Origin of the sequence: Fibrella aestuarina BUZ 2, from assembly GCF_000331105.1 — a bacterium.
In the GTDB taxonomy this organism is placed as follows: domain Bacteria; phylum Bacteroidota; class Bacteroidia; order Cytophagales; family Spirosomataceae; genus Fibrella; species Fibrella aestuarina.
The window spans coordinates 2445175-2462583 of sequence record NC_020054.1 but is presented as its reverse complement, the minus strand read 5'-3'; the positions used below and the strand labels follow the sequence as shown (position 1 = coordinate 2462583).

Annotated in this window: 11 protein-coding genes; 10 read left to right on the top strand and 1 reads right to left on the bottom strand. The window is 59.3% G+C overall.

Annotation, left to right across the window (positions count from 1 at the left end):
* Window positions 1–33 precede the first annotated feature (33 nt).
* Window positions 34–2601: a TonB-dependent receptor gene (locus tag FAES_RS10105; protein WP_041257738.1), complete on the bottom strand. Its 2568-nt coding sequence runs from the start codon at window positions 2599–2601 to the stop codon at window positions 34–36.
* Between the two features lie 349 nt (window positions 2602–2950).
* Between FAES_RS10105 and FAES_RS10100 the strand changes: the two genes are divergently transcribed.
* The 10 genes from FAES_RS10100 to FAES_RS10055 all read left to right on the top strand — a co-directional run bounded on the left by FAES_RS10100 (window position 2951) and on the right by FAES_RS10055 (window position 17321).
* Window positions 2951–3373, top strand: a complete 423-nt coding sequence (locus FAES_RS10100; protein ID WP_015331104.1) for an RrF2 family transcriptional regulator — start codon at window positions 2951–2953, stop codon at window positions 3371–3373.
* A gap of 512 nt (window positions 3374–3885) precedes the next feature.
* On the top strand, window positions 3886–6939 hold the full coding sequence (locus FAES_RS10095; RefSeq protein WP_015331103.1) for a SusC/RagA family TonB-linked outer membrane protein: 3054 nt from the start codon (window positions 3886–3888) through the stop codon (window positions 6937–6939).
* A gap of 82 nt (window positions 6940–7021) precedes the next feature.
* Window positions 7022–8374 carry a RagB/SusD family nutrient uptake outer membrane protein gene (locus FAES_RS10090; protein WP_015331102.1) on the top strand — a complete coding sequence of 451 codons (1353 nt, stop codon included), beginning with the start codon at window positions 7022–7024 and terminating at the stop codon, window positions 8372–8374.
* Window positions 8375–8387: 13 nt separating this feature from the next.
* Window positions 8388–9812 (top strand): hypothetical protein, encoded by a 1425-nt coding sequence (locus tag FAES_RS10085; protein ID WP_015331101.1) that lies wholly within the window; start codon window positions 8388–8390, stop codon window positions 9810–9812.
* 11 nt (window positions 9813–9823) lie between these two features.
* On the top strand, window positions 9824–11542 hold the full coding sequence (locus FAES_RS10080) for a hypothetical protein (RefSeq protein WP_015331100.1): 1719 nt from the start codon (window positions 9824–9826) through the stop codon (window positions 11540–11542).
* Between the two features lie 76 nt (window positions 11543–11618).
* The gene (locus tag FAES_RS10075; RefSeq protein WP_015331099.1) at window positions 11619–12122 is read left to right on the top strand and encodes a c-type cytochrome; all 504 of its coding nucleotides are present in this window, start codon (window positions 11619–11621) and stop codon (window positions 12120–12122) included.
* Window positions 12123–12128: 6 nt separating this feature from the next.
* Window positions 12129–13367, top strand: coding sequence for a sulfite dehydrogenase (gene soxC / locus FAES_RS10070; protein WP_015331098.1), 1239 nt, complete (start codon window positions 12129–12131; stop codon window positions 13365–13367).
* A 70-nt stretch (window positions 13368–13437) separates the two neighbouring features.
* On the top strand, window positions 13438–14733 hold the full coding sequence (locus FAES_RS10065) for a YeiH family protein (RefSeq protein WP_015331097.1): 1296 nt from the start codon (window positions 13438–13440) through the stop codon (window positions 14731–14733).
* 115 nt (window positions 14734–14848) lie between these two features.
* Complete coding sequence (locus tag FAES_RS10060; protein ID WP_148289334.1) at window positions 14849–16171, top strand: APC family permease; 1323 nt, start codon at window positions 14849–14851, stop codon at window positions 16169–16171.
* A gap of 31 nt (window positions 16172–16202) precedes the next feature.
* Window positions 16203–17321, top strand: a complete 1119-nt coding sequence (locus FAES_RS10055) for an LLM class flavin-dependent oxidoreductase (RefSeq protein ID WP_015331095.1) — start codon at window positions 16203–16205, stop codon at window positions 17319–17321.
* Window positions 17322–17409: the final 88 nt, after the last annotated feature.

The following is a 17409-nucleotide window of genomic DNA, read 5'->3' as shown; positions in this document are numbered from 1 at the left end:
GGCAACCGTAGCGCCCCTCGCCTGCCGCAATGTCTAGAACGAATAGCGCACCGTTATGCCGTAGGTACGTGGGTCGCCCAGCACCGCTCCATACTGCCCGGCGTTGCCGGGTGCCGGCAGCAACTGCTCAAAGTAATTCTGATTCAGCAGGTTGCGGCTCCACACGTAAATCGACGTGCCGTTGGAGGCCCGGAAGCCAACGCGCGCGTTCACCAGCGAATAGCCATCAATGTTGAGGAACTGCGACGGCGACGGACTCGACGAAAATGACGACCGGGCGTAGGTATCAGCCGCTACGAAGTACCGCCCCTCCTGCGACAGGAATTTACCCGCACCGCTTACTTCGCCACCCAGCGAACCGGCCCATTTCGACACGCCCGGCAGCGCCCCGCCCGACACATCCTTGAATGCCTGCGCCGCCCCCGTTTCTTCGAGTGGCACCGGCGCGTTCCGGAACGTAACGTATTTGGCATCGGTGTAGGCCAGCGCCCCGTAGAGTGAGAACGCGTTGCTAACCCGCAGGTTACCATCCAGTTCTACGCCCCATACCCGCACTTTTTCGGCATTGGCCAGGTAACCCCGATTCACGCCGGGCTCGGGCGTTTGCACCTGCGTCTGGTAGTCTTTGATGTCGCTGTTGTGAACCACCAGATTCAGCACCGAACTCGGCGACGGTTTGGTTTTAATGCCCACCTCGTAGTGCGTCACAAATTCAGGGTTCACCCGCGCCAGGTCGGTCAGTACCTGCCCGTTGGCCGTCGGCAAGCCACCAATATTAATCCCGATGGGCTTGTAGCTGGTCGAATAAGTCGCAAACGCGTTGAGGCGTTCGCTGGCTTTGTATTGCAGCGTGAGCTGGCCCGAAAAATTGGTTTCGTCTACGTTGGCGTCGAAGGCCTGGTTGGTATAAACGGCATTCTTGAGCGCCAGCAGCGCCGGATCGGTCGTTTGCAGACCGCCGTAGGTTTCGCGCTTATAATTGGCGATTTTCTTGTCGTAGTTGTAGCGGATACCGGGCAACACGTGGAGCTTCTCGGTAATGGCCCAGTCGGCCTGTGCAAACAGGGCGGCGCTGGTGCTGCGAATGCGGTTGGTGGTGCGGATACCGAAGTTGTCGAACAGACCGGGCGTCTTCCAGAGTGCGCTGGTTGAGCTCTGGGCAAACCGCCATTGCGCCGAACCGGCTTCTTCGGTCTGCACGGGGTCAGACTGCAAATCCTGGTAGAGGTAGAACGCCCCCACTACCCCACTCAGCCGCGACGACAGGCTCCCCGCGTAGCGGATTTCCTGCGAATACTGGTCGTGTTTGGAGTTACCGGCCGAAATCGTGAACACAGGCAACCCGATGTAATCCCGGTCGTTGAGCGGGTCCCACTTCCAGTAGCGCCAGGCCGAAGTCGAGGTCAACGTACCGTTGCCAAGTTTAATGTCGGCGTTGAGCGAAACCCCACCCAGCTGGTTACCAGCCCGCGAGGGCGTGTCTTGGTCGGTGATCCGGTCAAACGGATTCGTAGAGGGTAGTTTATAGCCCAAATCAGCAATAATGGCGTTGAACTGGCGATAGGCAGGCCGTTGGGTCGTGACGGCCCCGGCATAGATCACCGAATACCCCACCGGCTTTTGGTCGGTCATGTCACCGGTCAGCGTCAGCTTAACGTTGTCGCTGGGGGTATACAGCAACTGGCCCCGGACGCCGAGGTTGTTCAGCGTATTGAGCGGTTGTTGCGTCCGCACGTTGTAGATGACTCCGTTACGCTGCGTGCCGGAAAACGACAGGCGGGCCGCCAGTTTGTCGGTCAGCGGACCGGTAATCGACGCCTTGGCCTGTATGTAATTGTAGTTGCCGTAGCTCACCTCGAAGGTGGCACCCGGCACAAAACTGGCGGGGCGGGTGGTGATGTTGAATGCCCCGGCCGTTGTGTTTTTACCAAACAACGTACCCTGCGGCCCACGCAGCACCTCAATCTGATCAATATCGACGAAGTCGAGAGCCGTAGCCGCCGGGCGGGCGTAGTACACCCCATCGACGTAGAACCCCACGCCAGGGTCGATGCCGTCGTTGGTCAGCCCGAAGGTTGAGCCTAAGCCCCGGATGTTGAGCGTGGTGTTACGGGCATTCGACGAGTAGAGCTGCACCGACGGCACGATCTCTTTCAGCCGGTTGACGTTGAACGCCCCGGCATCTTCGACCAGCGCCCCCCGCACCACCGAAATCGGGATGGGGACGGCTTGTGCCGACTCCTGCCGACGGCGCGAGGTAATGACCACGTCGGCCAGTTCGTTGGTTCCTTCTTCCAGCTTGATCTCGATGTTATTGTCTGAGATAACCACGTCGGTCGTTTTGTAGCCAACGAAGGAGACGGTTACCGTGAAGGGAATTTTTTGACCCGTAAGCAGTGTAAACCGGCCATCTTCCCGGGTTGGAGAGGCGTTGGTGGTGCCTTTAATCGCGACGGTCGCGCCAATCAGTGGTTTTTCGGTACTGGCATCGACGACCCGCCCCGATACGGTGGCATTGATAACGGGCGCATTCTGCGCAACGGCCCACCAGGGCAATAGCAACGTAGACACCAAAAGAAGCGCAATAGCGTACTGTTTCATAAACGAGTAAAATGTAGTTGTATTCATTTGAGTGGACAGATGGGTACGGAACAGGCGTATCTCACGCCGACGGCACCAATCGACAGCCCGAGTTTGTGGTGTGGATGACTATAGTGGCTGGTTGCCGACAGGCTGACGCTGCGGTGCTGAGTGGTCCGTGAATGAGTTCATATCAGGTGTAAATGGAGGCAGTTGGCTAGCCCAAAACGTGTTCATGTTGATTAGTCCTAATACTCCCGGTGTTAGATAGACTATTAGTACTTATAGTCTATTGATTTAATAGGATTTTCAAAGAAAGTAGTAGATTGCACTCGTTTCCAAATTCTGAGCAATAATTTTTTAGCTGGTTATGATATCGAAGCGAGCTAAGTATGCCTTAAAGGCCCTAGTAAAACTGGCTGAGCAGTATGGGAAAGGCTCGGTGCAAATCAGCTGGTTAGCCGCCCAGGGCGACATTCCCCAGCGTTTTCTGGAGACCATTTTGCTGGACCTCCGGAACCACGGTTTGCTGCAAAGCCAAAAAGGAAAAACGGGCGGCTACATGCTGCGGATTGATCCCGAGAAAATTAATCTGGCGCAGGTACTACGCATCATCGACGGCCCGATTGCCCCCACCCCCTGCGTCTCCAAACATTTTTACGTCCGTTGCGACGATTGCGTCGATGAGGAAACGTGCCGACTCCGCCCGATCATGGAACGTGTGCGCGACGCCAATCTGGCGGTCTACGAAAACGTCAGCCTGCGTGAACTAACCGAGACCGAGAACTCCTGAGCGTAAACGCTAACCTTCCTCTTTTTCAGAATTCTTTCCTTAAAATTTGGAAGTCCGCCCATCGGTCTACTTTCTTTGCAAAGTCTACAATATCAATAGATTATAAGTACTATTAGTCTATCTACACGAGGGATTAATGGTCTATTCGAAGCTACCGCCAATGCCTGGTCCCTGCTGGGCGTCGGCGAGGTCGGCATCGTCAATGGCACTAACTGCAACACAGCGCATGGCAACACGCACCAAACGAACGTACCTGAATCAACTGGCCGACCAACGTACCTGAACCGGTCTGGTCCCGTTGCGCGAACGTACCCCGGCCTGACTGGCCGCTGCGGTGCACACGGCTTACTCCTTGGCGACACCACCCCAGTGGTTTACCCAAGGAGTTAATAACCTCCTGTCTGGCGGCAACCAGCGGGGGGAATAAAAAAGCCGAAACGGCGGCAACCGTTTCGGCTGGCACTAAACAAGGGCCTGGCAGCCCTCATTTTTCACGTAACCACTACAAAATAATGACAAAAGGTATATTCCTGCTGGGATTAAGCCTGTTTATTTCGTTTATAGCCCAGGCTCAGCCCAATGGGCCTGTCATTAATGCGACCGTTTCGGGTCGTATTACCGATGAACGAACCAACGAACCCCTTATCGGCGCTACGGTGGTTATCAAAGGAACCACCAACGGCGGAACGACGGATGTCGACGGCCGTTTCAATCTCCGAACCGGCCAGAAGCTTCCTTTCACGCTGGTAATCAGCTTCATTGGCTATGAACCAAAAGAAGTAATCGCCGAAACGAGCACGATTCAGGTCAGCCTCACCACCGACTCCAAGCAACTTAGCGAAGTGCTGGTGGTGGGCTACGGCACCACGGAGCGAAAAAACCTGATCGGCTCCATCACCAAAATCGACCCCGCCGAAACGAAGAACATTCCCGTCGGTAGTTTTGATCAGCAGTTGCAGGGTAAGGTGGCCGGCGTACAGATCTCATCGGCCACGGGCGTGCCGGGTGAGCGGACCAACATCCGGGTGCGGGGCGCTACCTCCATCAACGGCAGCAATGATCCGCTCTACGTGGTGGATGGGGTGTTCATCAACGGCAACAGCCTCCAGACCATCGGCACGGGGGGCAAAGCGACCTCGCCCATCGCCGACATCAATCCTTCCGACATCGAGAGTGTCGAGGTGCTGAAAGACGCCGAAGCCACCGCGCTCTACGGGTCGCGGGGCGCCAACGGGGTTATCCTGATCACCACCAAACGGGGTGCCTTTGGGCAGAAACCCACCATTCGGCTCGACGCCTCGGCGGGTGCCGCCAAAGCCCAGAAACTCTGGGACCTCACCACCGGCCCCGAGCACGCCACGCTGGTCAACGAATGGTGGATCAACACCGGCAAGGACGATCCCACGCTCAACCGCACCTTCGCCAACCGCCCATTTCGACCCGTAGCGGAAGGGGGTCGTGGTCTGCCCGAAGAGCAGCAGACCTACGACCGGCTGAGCGAACTGTTCCGCACGGCCCAGCTCCGCAACTACGACCTGTCGCTGAGTGGTGGCACCCAGACGACCAAATACTACATCGGAGCGGGCTACAACAGTCAGGAAGCCATCATCCGGCCGGTCGATTTCAGCCGGGCCAGCTTCAAGGTCAACCTCGATCAGCAGGTGAGCGACAAGGTGCAGGTGGGCGTCAGCAACACCTTTACGCGCACGTACCGCAATCAGGCCCGCGCTGGTGATGGCCCCGCCGGAGGGCTGCTTCAGGCCGCGCTCCACACGCCAACGTACCTGTCGCCCGTCAATGAGCAGGGCGTGCTGGTCGGCCGCGCCGGCTTCGATAACCTGACGCTGCTGCTCGACAATTACAACATCAACACGACGAGCCTGCGCTACATCGGCAACCTGTATGCCGACGCCCAACTCCTCCCGAGCAATTCAACGGCCAGCCTGAAGTTCCGTACCAGTTGGGGCATCGATTACAACAACTACAACGAATCGGAATACTGGAATTCACTCCTGATCGCGGGTAGCCCGAATGGGTTGGCCACGTCGAGCGTCAGCCAGTACACAACCTGGCTCAATGAGCAGACGCTTACGTACCGGCAGCGGCTCGGAGCCCGTCATTCCGTCGGCGTGCTGGTCGGCAATACGCTGCAAAGCGACGTGCTGACCCGTACCTACGCCGAAGGGCGCGGCTTTGCCAACAACAGCTTCACCCAGATTTCGTCGGCGGCGACCACGGCCGCCTCGCAGAACTGGAGCAAAAGCACACTGGCGTCGTTCTTCGGCAAGGTCGACTACAATTACGCCGGGCGCTACCTGGTTGATGCCAGCCTGCGGGCCGACGGCAGCAGCCGGTTCGGTGCGGCGCGCAAGTGGGGCTACTTCCCCTCGGTGGGAGTTGCCTGGCGGGCCAAGCAGGAGTCGTTTTTGCAACAGGTCGGCTTTCTCAGCGAGCTGAAAATCCGGGGTAGCTGGGGCGTCACGGGCAACCAGAACGGCATCGGCAACTTCGCCGCGCAGGGCCTCTGGACGGGTGGCGCGGGCTATCAGGGCAGCGCGGGCATTGCACCTCAACAGCTTGGCAACCCGGATTTGCAATGGGAACGTACCCAGCAGTTCAGCGCGGGCGCTGACATCGGCCTGTTCAACGACCGTATCCGGCTGGAGCTGAACCTATACGATAAATACACTACCAACGGCCTGATTCAGCTGGCTTTGCCAGGCACCACGGGCTTCAGCCAGTACTGGAGCAACGCCGCCGAAATCAGCAACCGGGGGTTTGAGTTTGCCATCAGCACGACGAATATTCAGCGCGGCGGCCTTACCTGGACCACCAGCCTGAACCTGGCCCGCAACGTCAACAATATCGAGAAACTGGCCAATCCGCTCCGCTATGGCAGCCGTGAACTGATTCTGCAACAGCAGGGCTCACCCCTCTATTCGTTCTGGGTCTACAAGCAACTCTACGTCGATCCGCAGACGGGCAACGCGGTGTACGAGGATGTTAATAAAGATGGCAAAATCACCGTCGATGACCGGCAGATCGTAGGAAACATCTGGCCCAAACTGTTTGGCGGATTCACCAACAACGTCACTTACCGGGGCTTCGACCTGAACCTCTTCTTCGCCTTCCAGTACGGCAATTCCATCTATAACCACAACCGGTTCTTCGGCGAAGGCGGTGGCGCGCGCGATGCCGCCCGCATCATTTTCGCCTCGAATCTGGCTCGCTGGCAAAAGCCCGGCGATATCACCAACGTACCCCGGCCCGATGGCATCAACGTCAACAACTACCGCGACGGCGGCAGCCGCTGGCTCGAAGATGGCTCCTTCCTGCGGCTTCGGTCGCTGACCGTAGGCTACACCCTCCCCAACACCCTCACGCAGAAGGTGGGGATACAAAACCTGCGCGTCTACGCCGTGGGCACCAACCTGTGGCTCCTCACGAAGTACACCGGCCTCGACCCCGAGTCGAGCGCCAGCAGCGACCCCAACGCCCAGGGCATCGACCTGGGTACGCCCCCGCAGCCCGTTGGCATTCAGGGCGGTATCAGCCTGACGTTTTAAGCGAATCATTCTTCTGCCAATTAGACCTGTAAGGTTTTAGACGGGGCCGCCCAGGCCTTATAGGTCTTAACTCCCATAGATTATGCTTTTCAAATCCTATCGCCTGCTGGTGCTACTCACATTAAGTACCAGCAGTTGCACCAACTTTCTGGATGTCAAGCCCCTCGAATCAATTGCGGACACCCAGACCATTACCGACCAGAACTCAGCCCTGACCGCGCTCCGGGGCGTCTACAGCGCGCTGGCCAGCAGTGATTATTACGGTACCAGCTTCCAGTCCATCGGCTACCTCTCGGGCGACAATATTCAGTGGACGGGATCGCAGTCGCAGGTACAGGAGTTTATCAACAAGCGGGTCAACGCCGACAATTCGACGATCAGCGCCGCCTGGATCGCCATTTACCGGACCATCAACCGGGCCAATAATGTGCTGGCCAAAGTGCCCACCGTGACCGACCCAGCCCTGACTACGACCCTGAAAAATGGGTATCTCGGCGAAGCCTACGCCATCCGGGCGCTGGCCTATTTTGATCTGGCCCGCACCTTCGGCGGGGTGCCGCTGATTACCAACCCGACGATTCTCCCAACGGATAATCTGGGCATAAAGCGTAGCACGGTGGCCGAGACCTACGCGCAGGTGCTCAAGGACCTCGACGCGGCCGAGCCCCTGCTGCCCACCACCACCGACCGCTACCGGGTCACGCGCAAAACAGTGTATGCCCTCAAAGCCCGGTATTACCTCTACCAGCAGGACTGGGCCAAAGCCGAGGACTTTGCCGGGCGACTCATTACCGATGCCACGAATTACCGCCTGACTAAACCCTACGGCGCTTTTTTCCTGGCCGACGCCCGCGGCACGACTGAGTCGGTCTGGGAGCTTTTCTACAACGGCACGACCGAGGTAAACAGCCACCGGGGGCAATGGCAACCGCAAACCAACGGCGGCACCCGGCAATGGGCACCGAACGACGCCCTCGTGGCCCTGCTGAACGACCCGGCCGTGGGCGGTAATCGCTCGGTGCTGGTGGCCAAAGACAACCAGAACCGCTGGTATGGCACGCTCTATTACCGGAACCCGGCTTCCGACCCGTCCTACATCTTCCGCATCGCCGAAGCCTACCTGATACGCGCCGAAGCCCGCGCACAGCAGGGCAAAACAACTGATGCCCTCGCGGACCTGAACGCTGTGCGCGACCGGGCCGGGCTGACCGCGCTCACCAGCACCACCACGGCCACTAAAGACGCCCTGTTGCTGGCCATCGAAAACGAACGCCGCGTCGAGTTTGCGCTGGAACCCCACCGCTGGTTCGACGTCGTCAGAACGGGCCGCGCCGGCGCTGTTTTCGGCCTGACCGACCCCAACCGCTACATCCTGCCTATTCCGGTGCAGCAGCTGCTATCCGACAAAGCATTAACCCAAAATCCAGGCTATTAACCAACGCACGATCATGCCAAAACGAACCAGCGACACGATCGCGGAGGAATGGGCTTACAACGAGCCCCACCCCGCCTGGGAAGCCCGAACGGCGGCCTCCCTTCCCCAGCCCAGCGAGGGCAGCGTACCTGAGACTATTCTACTCCGGTTTATCCTGCTGTACATCGGTATTCAGCTTCTGCCGATTGATGGTACGTTCGTCAAAAACCTGTTCCGGTTAGGCGAACAGGGGCCATTCAACTATACCAGTTACCTGTTTGGCCTGTCGAAGTACGCGCCCCACTTCGTTGGCGATGCTCCTTCCTTTACCGACTGGGGCGTGGTGGCGCTGCTGGCGCTGGCCGGTACGTTCATCTGGAACGCCGTTAGCCGCAATCGCCAGATCGACAATCAGGTGTATGCCTGGTTGCGGGTGGCCGTGCGGTATCGGCTCGCGCTGGCGGTGTTGGCCTACGGGTTCATCAAGTTGTTCCCGATTCAGGCCCCGCTACCCTCACTGAGCAACCTCAATACGGCTTATGGCGATCATTCGGCCTGGAAACTGTTCTCACTCTCGCTGGGTGTCGTACCGGGTTACGAGGCTTTTCTGGGCGCGGTGGAAGTGCTGGGTGGGCTGCTGTTGTTGAACCGCAAAACGACCGTGATCGGCACCCTGATTCTACTGCCGTTTCTAGGTAACGTCTTCTTCTCCAACCTGGCCTACGAGGGCGGCGAATACGTCTACAGCGGCCTGCTGCTTACGTTCGGGCTGTTTCTATTTGGCCACGATGCCGTTCGGTTATTCCGGCTGGTCTCGCTCGAAGCACCCGCACAACCCAACCGGCTGACACTCGCCCTGACGCAACCCCAGCAAACAGCCCGACTATTGCTCAAAAGTGCCTTTCTGGTGCTGGTAGTCGGCCTATATGGCTTCACTACGGCCCGCAGCGGTCAGCTTCGGTTGCCGCAGACACCGGGCCTGCCGGGGGTGGCGGGCCTATACCGGGTCGATGCGTTTACCACCGACGGGCAGTCCATTCCGTATTCGAAAACCCACCCGACCCGCTGGCAGGACGTGGTGTTTGAAACCTGGAATACGCTGAGCATCCGCTCCAACCAGCCGGTTGCGTTGCTCGCATCCACTACCGAAGAACTCCCAACCAGCGATGCACAACGCGACTACGAACGGGCGGGTTCGCAGGGGCGGCATTACTACCGCTACACCACCGGGCCAACCCCGCAGGCCAACCAGACGACGCTGACACTGACGGGACCCAATCCGGCCGATGCGCTACTGGTGGGCACCGTCACGATGACGCGACCCAACGAGGGCACCCTGCTGCTGTCGGGCACCGATGCGAAGGGGCATGCCATTGTCGCGAAACTGACCAAAGTGAACAAAAAATACCTGTTGCAGGAGGCCGCCAAAGCGGGTCGGCGCGGGGCTCTCACCCTCTAATCCACGTGTTTATGGCTACGTACAACCTTATTCCCGAACAAATTGAGTTGGGCAACCGGCCCACCGACGCGCCAACGTACCCAACCCCGGCCGCTACCAGCGAACCCGTCACCAGACGGCGGTGGACCAACACCCAGAAACTACTGTTCCGCATCGCCTTTGTGTTTTTTGTGGCCATGTCGCTGCCCAACGACTGGAGCTGGTACAAAAACGTGCTGTCGCTCGATTGGCTACACCTGCACTACCGCGACCTCTACGACGTGGCCCGCTTTGGCTCCGGTCTCAACCTGTTTGGCAACCGGCTGTTCGGCTCTACGCTCAACGGTTACGCCACCTGGCTCATCACGCTGGCCTTTGCCATCGTTGCCGGTGGTGTCTGGACGGCGGTGGTAACCTGGCGGAAACGCGACGTGCTGAACTACGAACGGCTCTATTACTGGCTGCGCGTGGTGGTGCGGTACCGGGCGGGCATCGGCATCATCGGTTTTGGGTTTACCAAGCTTATGCCCACTCAGTTACCCTATCCGTCGCTGGGCGTTCTCAACACCGATTTTGGCGACCTCACCGCCCAGAAAATCTACTGGCTAAGCATCGGCATCGTACCTTGGTATGAGGTCTTCACGGGCGTGGTCGAAGTGGCAGCGGGGGCGCTGCTGTTCTTCCGGGCCACCACCTTCTGGGGTGCCGTGCTGCTGTGTGGTGCGCTCGCCGACATTGTCTACGTCAATTTCGCCTACGACGGGGGCGTGCACGTCTACAGTTCGTACTTCGTATTGCTCAGTGCGTTTTTGCTGATTTATTACGTAAAAGACCTGTACAAACTGCTCATCGAAGAGCGGCCCACGATACCTGCCTACTTCGCCCCCGTCTTTACCGGCTGGCAGCAATACGTGCGCGTGGGATTGAAAACGGCCACGATCGGGATCTTCCTGGGTCTGCTTTTCTGGCTGCAATGGGTCAATTTCCGCTATGATCCCTACAAACAACCCGCCCAAAAGGGGCTGAAAGCCCTGCGCGGTAACTACGCCGTCAGCGAGTTTAAACTCAACGGACAAGCCTTGCCCGAATCGGCTACCGACACCACCCGCTGGCAGCAGGCGACCTTCGAAAACTGGACCACGCTGACCTTTAAAACGGCCAAACCCGTTGAACTTGACCTCTCCAACGGCGGCGGCGCGCCCATGCGCGACATCAACCGGACGTTTGAGCTGACGGGCGTAGCCGGTGGACAGCGGGTGTTCTACTACGAAGCCGACACGGTTCATCACGTTCTCTATTTGCAGGACAAAAACCGGGGCGCCCGCAACCAGGAGAATCGGGAGTTTCTGGTGAACAACCGCGATCTCGGCGGGCCGCGTCCGGTTGGGCAGGGCGCGCGGCCAGTTGGGCCCAATGAGCCATCGGTAAAAGCGGACAAAGCCGCAGCCACGCGGGATTCGCTGGAAGCGGTTGCCTTTATCCCCAAAGACGTACAGGCCATTATCGGCCCCGAAGACCCGAAGATTGACCCCATCGCCCGCTCGACGCGCCGGACCAAAGGCATCAAGGCCGAAAGCAAGCCGACCAAACGCAATCGGATGGTGCTGGCCTACACCGTTCAGGATGGTGGTAACCGGGTCATTCTGCGGGGCTTGAACGAGCGTAAGGATTCGATCTACGTGGTGCTGGACCGTTACAAACGGAACTACGCACTGACCGAAAGCACGCTTAAAGCAGGCTTGTATGAGTAAGCGATGGCTCATGGCCTTGCCCCTAATGGGCCTGTCGGGCGGCTGGCAAATGCCGTCGCCCGGCAGGTACGTACCCATGCCGGCCGATACACTTATCCAGAACGTACCTGATCGGTTTGGCTTTGGCAAACCAGCTTCCCCCGCTCAGATTGCCCGACTCGACATCGACGTTCGGCCCGATGGCGTCGGCCTGCCTGCCGGGTCAGGTACGTCGGCGCAGGGGGCGGTGCTGTTTGCAGCCAAATGCGCCGCCTGCCACGGCCCCGGTGGTGTGGGCGGGCCGAACGGTTCGCTGGTGACCACCAACTCTACCGCGGGTAAGCGCCCCGAAAAAACCATCGGCAACTACTGGCCCTACGCCACCACCGTCTTCGATTACATCCGGCGGGCTATGCCGTTCAACCAGCCCGGTTCACTAACCGACAAGGAAGTGTACGCTTTAACGGCTTACCTGCTGCATGCCAACGGGTTGATCGACGAAAAAACCGAACTGGATGCCCGCCTTTTACCGACCGTAAAGATGCCCGCCCAACCCCGTTTCGTTCCCGACGACCGGCGGGGCGGCCCCGACATTCACTAGCACCAAATGACTACCGAGCCCTCCCGTAACAACGCCCCGAAACTAACCCGCCGAACGCTGCTGGGCGGGGCGGCCACTGCGGCCGTCGCCGTCGTGCAGACGTCGTTTGCCCGAGGGCTACAGATTGGCCTGCCCGACGTACCCGACGACCCGACCAAACGGATGGGTGCTCCGCCGGGTCAGGTAGGCACCCGGTCGGGCTTTGAAAAGCTGGTCAAAAGCCCGTCTGACATTTCGTCCCGGTCGCCCCTGCAAGATTTTCACGGCATCATTACCCCCTCCGACCTGCACTTCGAACGCCACCACAACGGCGTTCCGGTCATCGATCCGGCCAAGTATGAGCTGATCATTCACGGGCTGGTCGAGCGCCCAACAGTTTTCTCACTGGCCGATCTGAAGCGGTTTCCGGGCGTGTCGCGCATCGCGTTTCTCGAATGTTCGGGCAATTTCCGCACGGGTAAGGAAACCATGACGCCGCAGGAGATCTGCGGCCTCACCAGCCAGAGCGAATGGACGGGTGTTCGGCTGTCGACCCTGTTTCGGGAGGTGGGCGTTAAACCCAAGGCGAGTTGGTTTCTGGCCGAAGGTGGCGACGCCGCCGTTATGACGCGCAGCATACCCGTAGCGAAAGGTTGGGACGACGCCATCATCGCCTACGCCCAGAATGGCGAGGCCCTCCGCCCCGAACAGGGTTATCCCGTCCGGCTGTTTCTGCCCGGCTGGGAAGGCAACGCCAGCGTAAAGTGGCTCCGGCGGCTGGAACTCGGCGACGCCCCCTGGCAAACGCGTGAAGAGACGGCCAAGTATTCCGAACCCATCAAAGAGGGAAAAATTCGTCAGTTCAGCTTCGACATCGACGCCCGCAGCATTATCACGTACCCAGCCTACCCCGTTCAGGTGCAGCGCGGCTGGATCGAAATTCGCGGGCTGGCCTGGAGCGGGCGCGGCAAGGTCGCTCGGGTGGATGTCAGCACCGACGCCGGCAACAGCTGGCAACTGGCCCAGCTGGATGAACCGGTACTTGACAAAGCGCACGTGCGATTCCGGCACCTATGGCAGTGGAACGGGGCCGCTACCGAAATCATGAGCCGCGTGACCGACGAAACGGGCTACGTGCAGCCCACCTTTCGCCAACTGCTCGACGCCCGCGGACCCGATATGGGCGGTTATCACCTCAACCCGATCACGAGCTGGCAGGTGAAGGCCGACGGGCAGGTCCTGCACAAACCGGAAAACTGGCGATAAGCGTTTTCCGTCAGAAAACAATAAACCCTTTGCTCCAATCAGCGGGGCATAACCGTCAATAAGCATACCTATGAGCGTACCAACCACCTTGCCTCAGACAGACCGCCGGGGGCCGTTTCTTACCGAAGACTGGACCGTAGTGGCGCTGGGTCTGCTGATTATTGCCGTTTCGCTGGCGGGCGTGATCGTTCCGGCACCAGCGTTCGGCTGGAACCACCCAAGCGAATTACTCACGAAAGTCTTCGCGCCCGGTAACCTGCTGGCGGTGCTGGGGCAGTTTGCGGTTACCTACAGCATCGCACTGGCGGGGGCGGCGCTGCTCCGCAAACCCCTACGAACCATGCTGCTGGGCTTCCCGGTCGTGTTTGGGCTGACCATACTGGCGCTCCTGCTCGCGGGCAACAAAACCCTGAAAGACCTTAACCTCGAAGCCGTCATTTTCAGCCTTACGATCGGTCTGGCCGTAGGAAATCTGGCCCGGCTTCCCGACTGGCTCTCGGCAGCACTATCGACCGAACTCTGGGTGAAAATTGGCCTGGTCCTGTTAGGCACGAGTGTCATCTTCGGCGACATTCTGAAAGCCGGATCGCTGGGCCTGATTCAGGCGCTATTGGTGGTACTATCCGTCTGGTACTTTGCCTTTTGGGTGGCTAAACGTCTGCGCGTCGATGAGGAGCTGACCATGATGCTGGCGTCGGCGGTGTCGATCTGTGGCGTATCGGCGGCCATTGCTACGTCGGGGGCGATTCAGGGCGATTCCAAAAAACTCTCCTATGTCATCTCGCTGGTGTTGATAACGGCCATTCCTATGATGCTGCTGATGCCCTGGGCCGCGCAGGGGCTGGGCCTCTCGCCCGAAGTGACCGGGGCCTGGCTGGGTGGCACCATCGACACAACGGGCGCGGTAGTCGCGTCGGGTTCGCTGGCGGGCGAAGCGGCCCTGAAAATCAGCACCATCGTCAAGTTTTCGCAAAACGTATTGTTGGGCGTAGCCGCGTTTGCCATCAGCCTGTACTGGACTTACACGAAAAAAGGAACGGCCAATCCGGCCACCCAACAACCCACCGGCACCTCGGCGCAGTTTGGGCTTATCTGGGAACGCTTCCCCAAATTCATTCTCGGTTTTGTGGCCGCCTCCCTGCTGTTTTCGTTCGTACTGCCATCCACGACAATCGCGACGGTGAAAGACAGCCTGAAAAGCCTGCAAGGGTTGTGGTTTGCGCTGGCGTTCACCAGTATTGGTCTGGAAACCCGGTTTGCCGATCTCATCAACGCCGATAACCGACGGCCCCTCTGGGCGTTTCTGATCGCGCAGGGATTCAACATTATCATCACCCTCGCCATCGCTTATGTGCTATTTGGCTAGATTTAACCACCCGTAGCGACCATCTGTAGCCCCGGAACGAGTACCTTTAAGCTGACGCCTGCTGCCAGACGTACCCAGCTTGTCGGGCACACGTTGTCTTATACTCTCTCTGCTTTTGTCAGCCAGTTCAACCCCGCCGAGTCTAGTGCGCGGCATTCGCCGATTCGACTTCATCGCGCTCATCATCAACATTACCATCGGCGCGGGTATTCTGGGCCTGCCCGCCAAACTCTATGACTTGGTCGGCACCTGGAGTCTAATCGCGTATGTCGTCAGCGCGGCCGTGGTCACGCTGATTATCCTGTGCTTTGCCGAGGTCAGCAGCCGGTTCAGCGGTAGCGGTGGCCCCTATCTGTATGCCCGTGTCGCCTTTGGGCCACTGGTGGGTTTCGAAGTGGGCTGGCTGTTCTGGCTCTCCCGGATTGCCAGCTTTGCTTCCATCTGTAACCTCTTTGTCAGCTACGCCGCCCTGTTTCGGCCGCAACTGGCCCAGGGGATCGAGCGAACGCTTCTGATGACGGGGCTTGTTGCGGGGCTGGCCGTACTCAATTATGTGGGTGTGCAGCGGTCGGCGCGGGTCAATACGCTCTTCACCATTTGCAAGCTGCTTGCTATCGGCGGCTTTGCCCTTGGTGGCCTGTTTTTCGTGCAACCCACCGCCTTCAGCCTGCCCGCCCCGCCCGATTATGCGCCTTTTTCAAAAGCGGTCTTGCTGTTGATATTCACCTTTTCGGGCTTCGATGTAGCCGCGATTCCAGCCGGTGAAGTACAGCAGCCGCAGCGTACGGTTCCCTTTTCGTTGCTCGTGGCGATCGGCACGGTGGCGGTGCTGTTCATCGCCGTGCAGATCGTATGCATCGGCACACTCCCGAATCTGGCGCAGTCGGAGCGCCCGCTGGCCGATGCGGCCGGTCAATTTATTGGCAGCACCGGAGCTTACGTGGTGAGTGTGGTGGCGCTGCTGACGGCACTGGGTACGCTCCACGCGCTGATGCTGACGGGACCCCGCCTCCTGTATGCCATGGCTGAGCAAGGGCAGCTTCCGCGCTGGCTGGCCGCTACGCATTCCCGATTTCACACCCCACACCGGGCCATTCTGGTCACGGCGGCGCTACAGCTGGTACTCGCCCTGACAGGTACGTTCCTGTATGCCCTCACCCTCAGCACGATCATCCGCCTGGCTTATTTTACCCTGACCAGCGCGGCTCTGCCAATGCTCCGCTGGCGCGACAGGCAGAAAGGCAACACGGACGCCCCGGCGCTTCCCCCGGCGCAATTCCGGGTGGTGGGCGGCTGGGTCATTTCGGGGCTGGCCATAGGGCTGTGCCTTTGGTTGCTGAGCAATAGCTCGATCCGCGAAGCCCGCGACGTAACCATCACCGGCGTTGCGGGGTTGCTTATTTTTGTGACCATGCGCCGGGCCAACCGTCCCGCCTGACCTGCCCGACGCTGTCTTTTTTCTCGTTTGTATGCTTCATCAACCCATCACCGCCGTACCGACCCGAACAGCGGAACGCCTTTGCGAGGTAGCCTGGTTTTCAGACCTGTGCGGCGAAGACACTGAGTTTCTGAGTATCCGTGACCCGGCCAAAGCGACGTTTAGCCACTGCCGCGACATTGCGCTGACAGCCGAGCGACTAGGTTTCAGCAACCTGCTGCTGCCAACATCGTTTATGGTGGGGCAGGAAGTCATTCCCTTTGCCGCCGGGGTGGCCCCAGCGCTCCACCAGATCAAGCTACTGACGGCGATTCGCTGCGGAGAACTGCACCCGCCGATGCTGGCCCGTACGCTGGCTTCGCTCGATCATATGCTTCAGGGTCGGCTGGCCATCAACATCATCAACTCCGATTTGCCGGGGTATCGGGAGGCGGCCGAGCTGCGGTATCAGCGCTGCGCCGAAACGATTCAAATTCTGAAACAGGCCTGGACCCAGCCCCGCATCGAGCACGATGGGCCGGTGTATGGCCGGATTAGCCTGGATGCGGCTCCCGCCAAACCATACCACAACAACGGAGGGCCGATGCTGTATTTTGGCGGTACGTCAGACGGAGCCCGGGACCTCTGCGCCCGCTACTGCGACGTGTTTCTGATGTGGCCCGAGACGGAAGACATGCTCTACGAAACCATGCAGGACGTTGCCCAGCGGGCCGCCAACTACGGCCGTACTATTGATTTTGGGTTACGCATTCATGTGATTGTGCGCGAAACGGAGGAGGAAGCCCGCGCCTGGTCGCGGCACATCATGTCAAAATTTGACCCGGTTCGTGGACTGGCGCTGAAAAATGCGTCACAAAGTGCCTGGTCGCTGGGGGTTCAACGGCAGAATCAACTACGTACCCAGGCCGACGCCGATGGGTTTGTTGAACCGCTGCTCTGGACCGACATCGGCAAAACCCGCTCGGGCGCTGGCGGGGCACTGGTAGGTAGTGCCGGGCAGATCATCGAGAAAATCAACCGCTACATGGACATGGGCATCCGAGCCTTTATTTTCTCGGGCTACCCGCTCATCGACGAAGCCGACTGGTTTGCCCGGCTGGTATTGCCGCACCTACCCAACCGCCCGCTTTCGCCCCCAGAACCTAACTGACAGCACCGTACAAACGCTATCAAAATAAGCCAAGCCAAGCGCCTGCAAGGCAATCAGTTACCAAGCCATTACCACCCGCTTGCCTCGC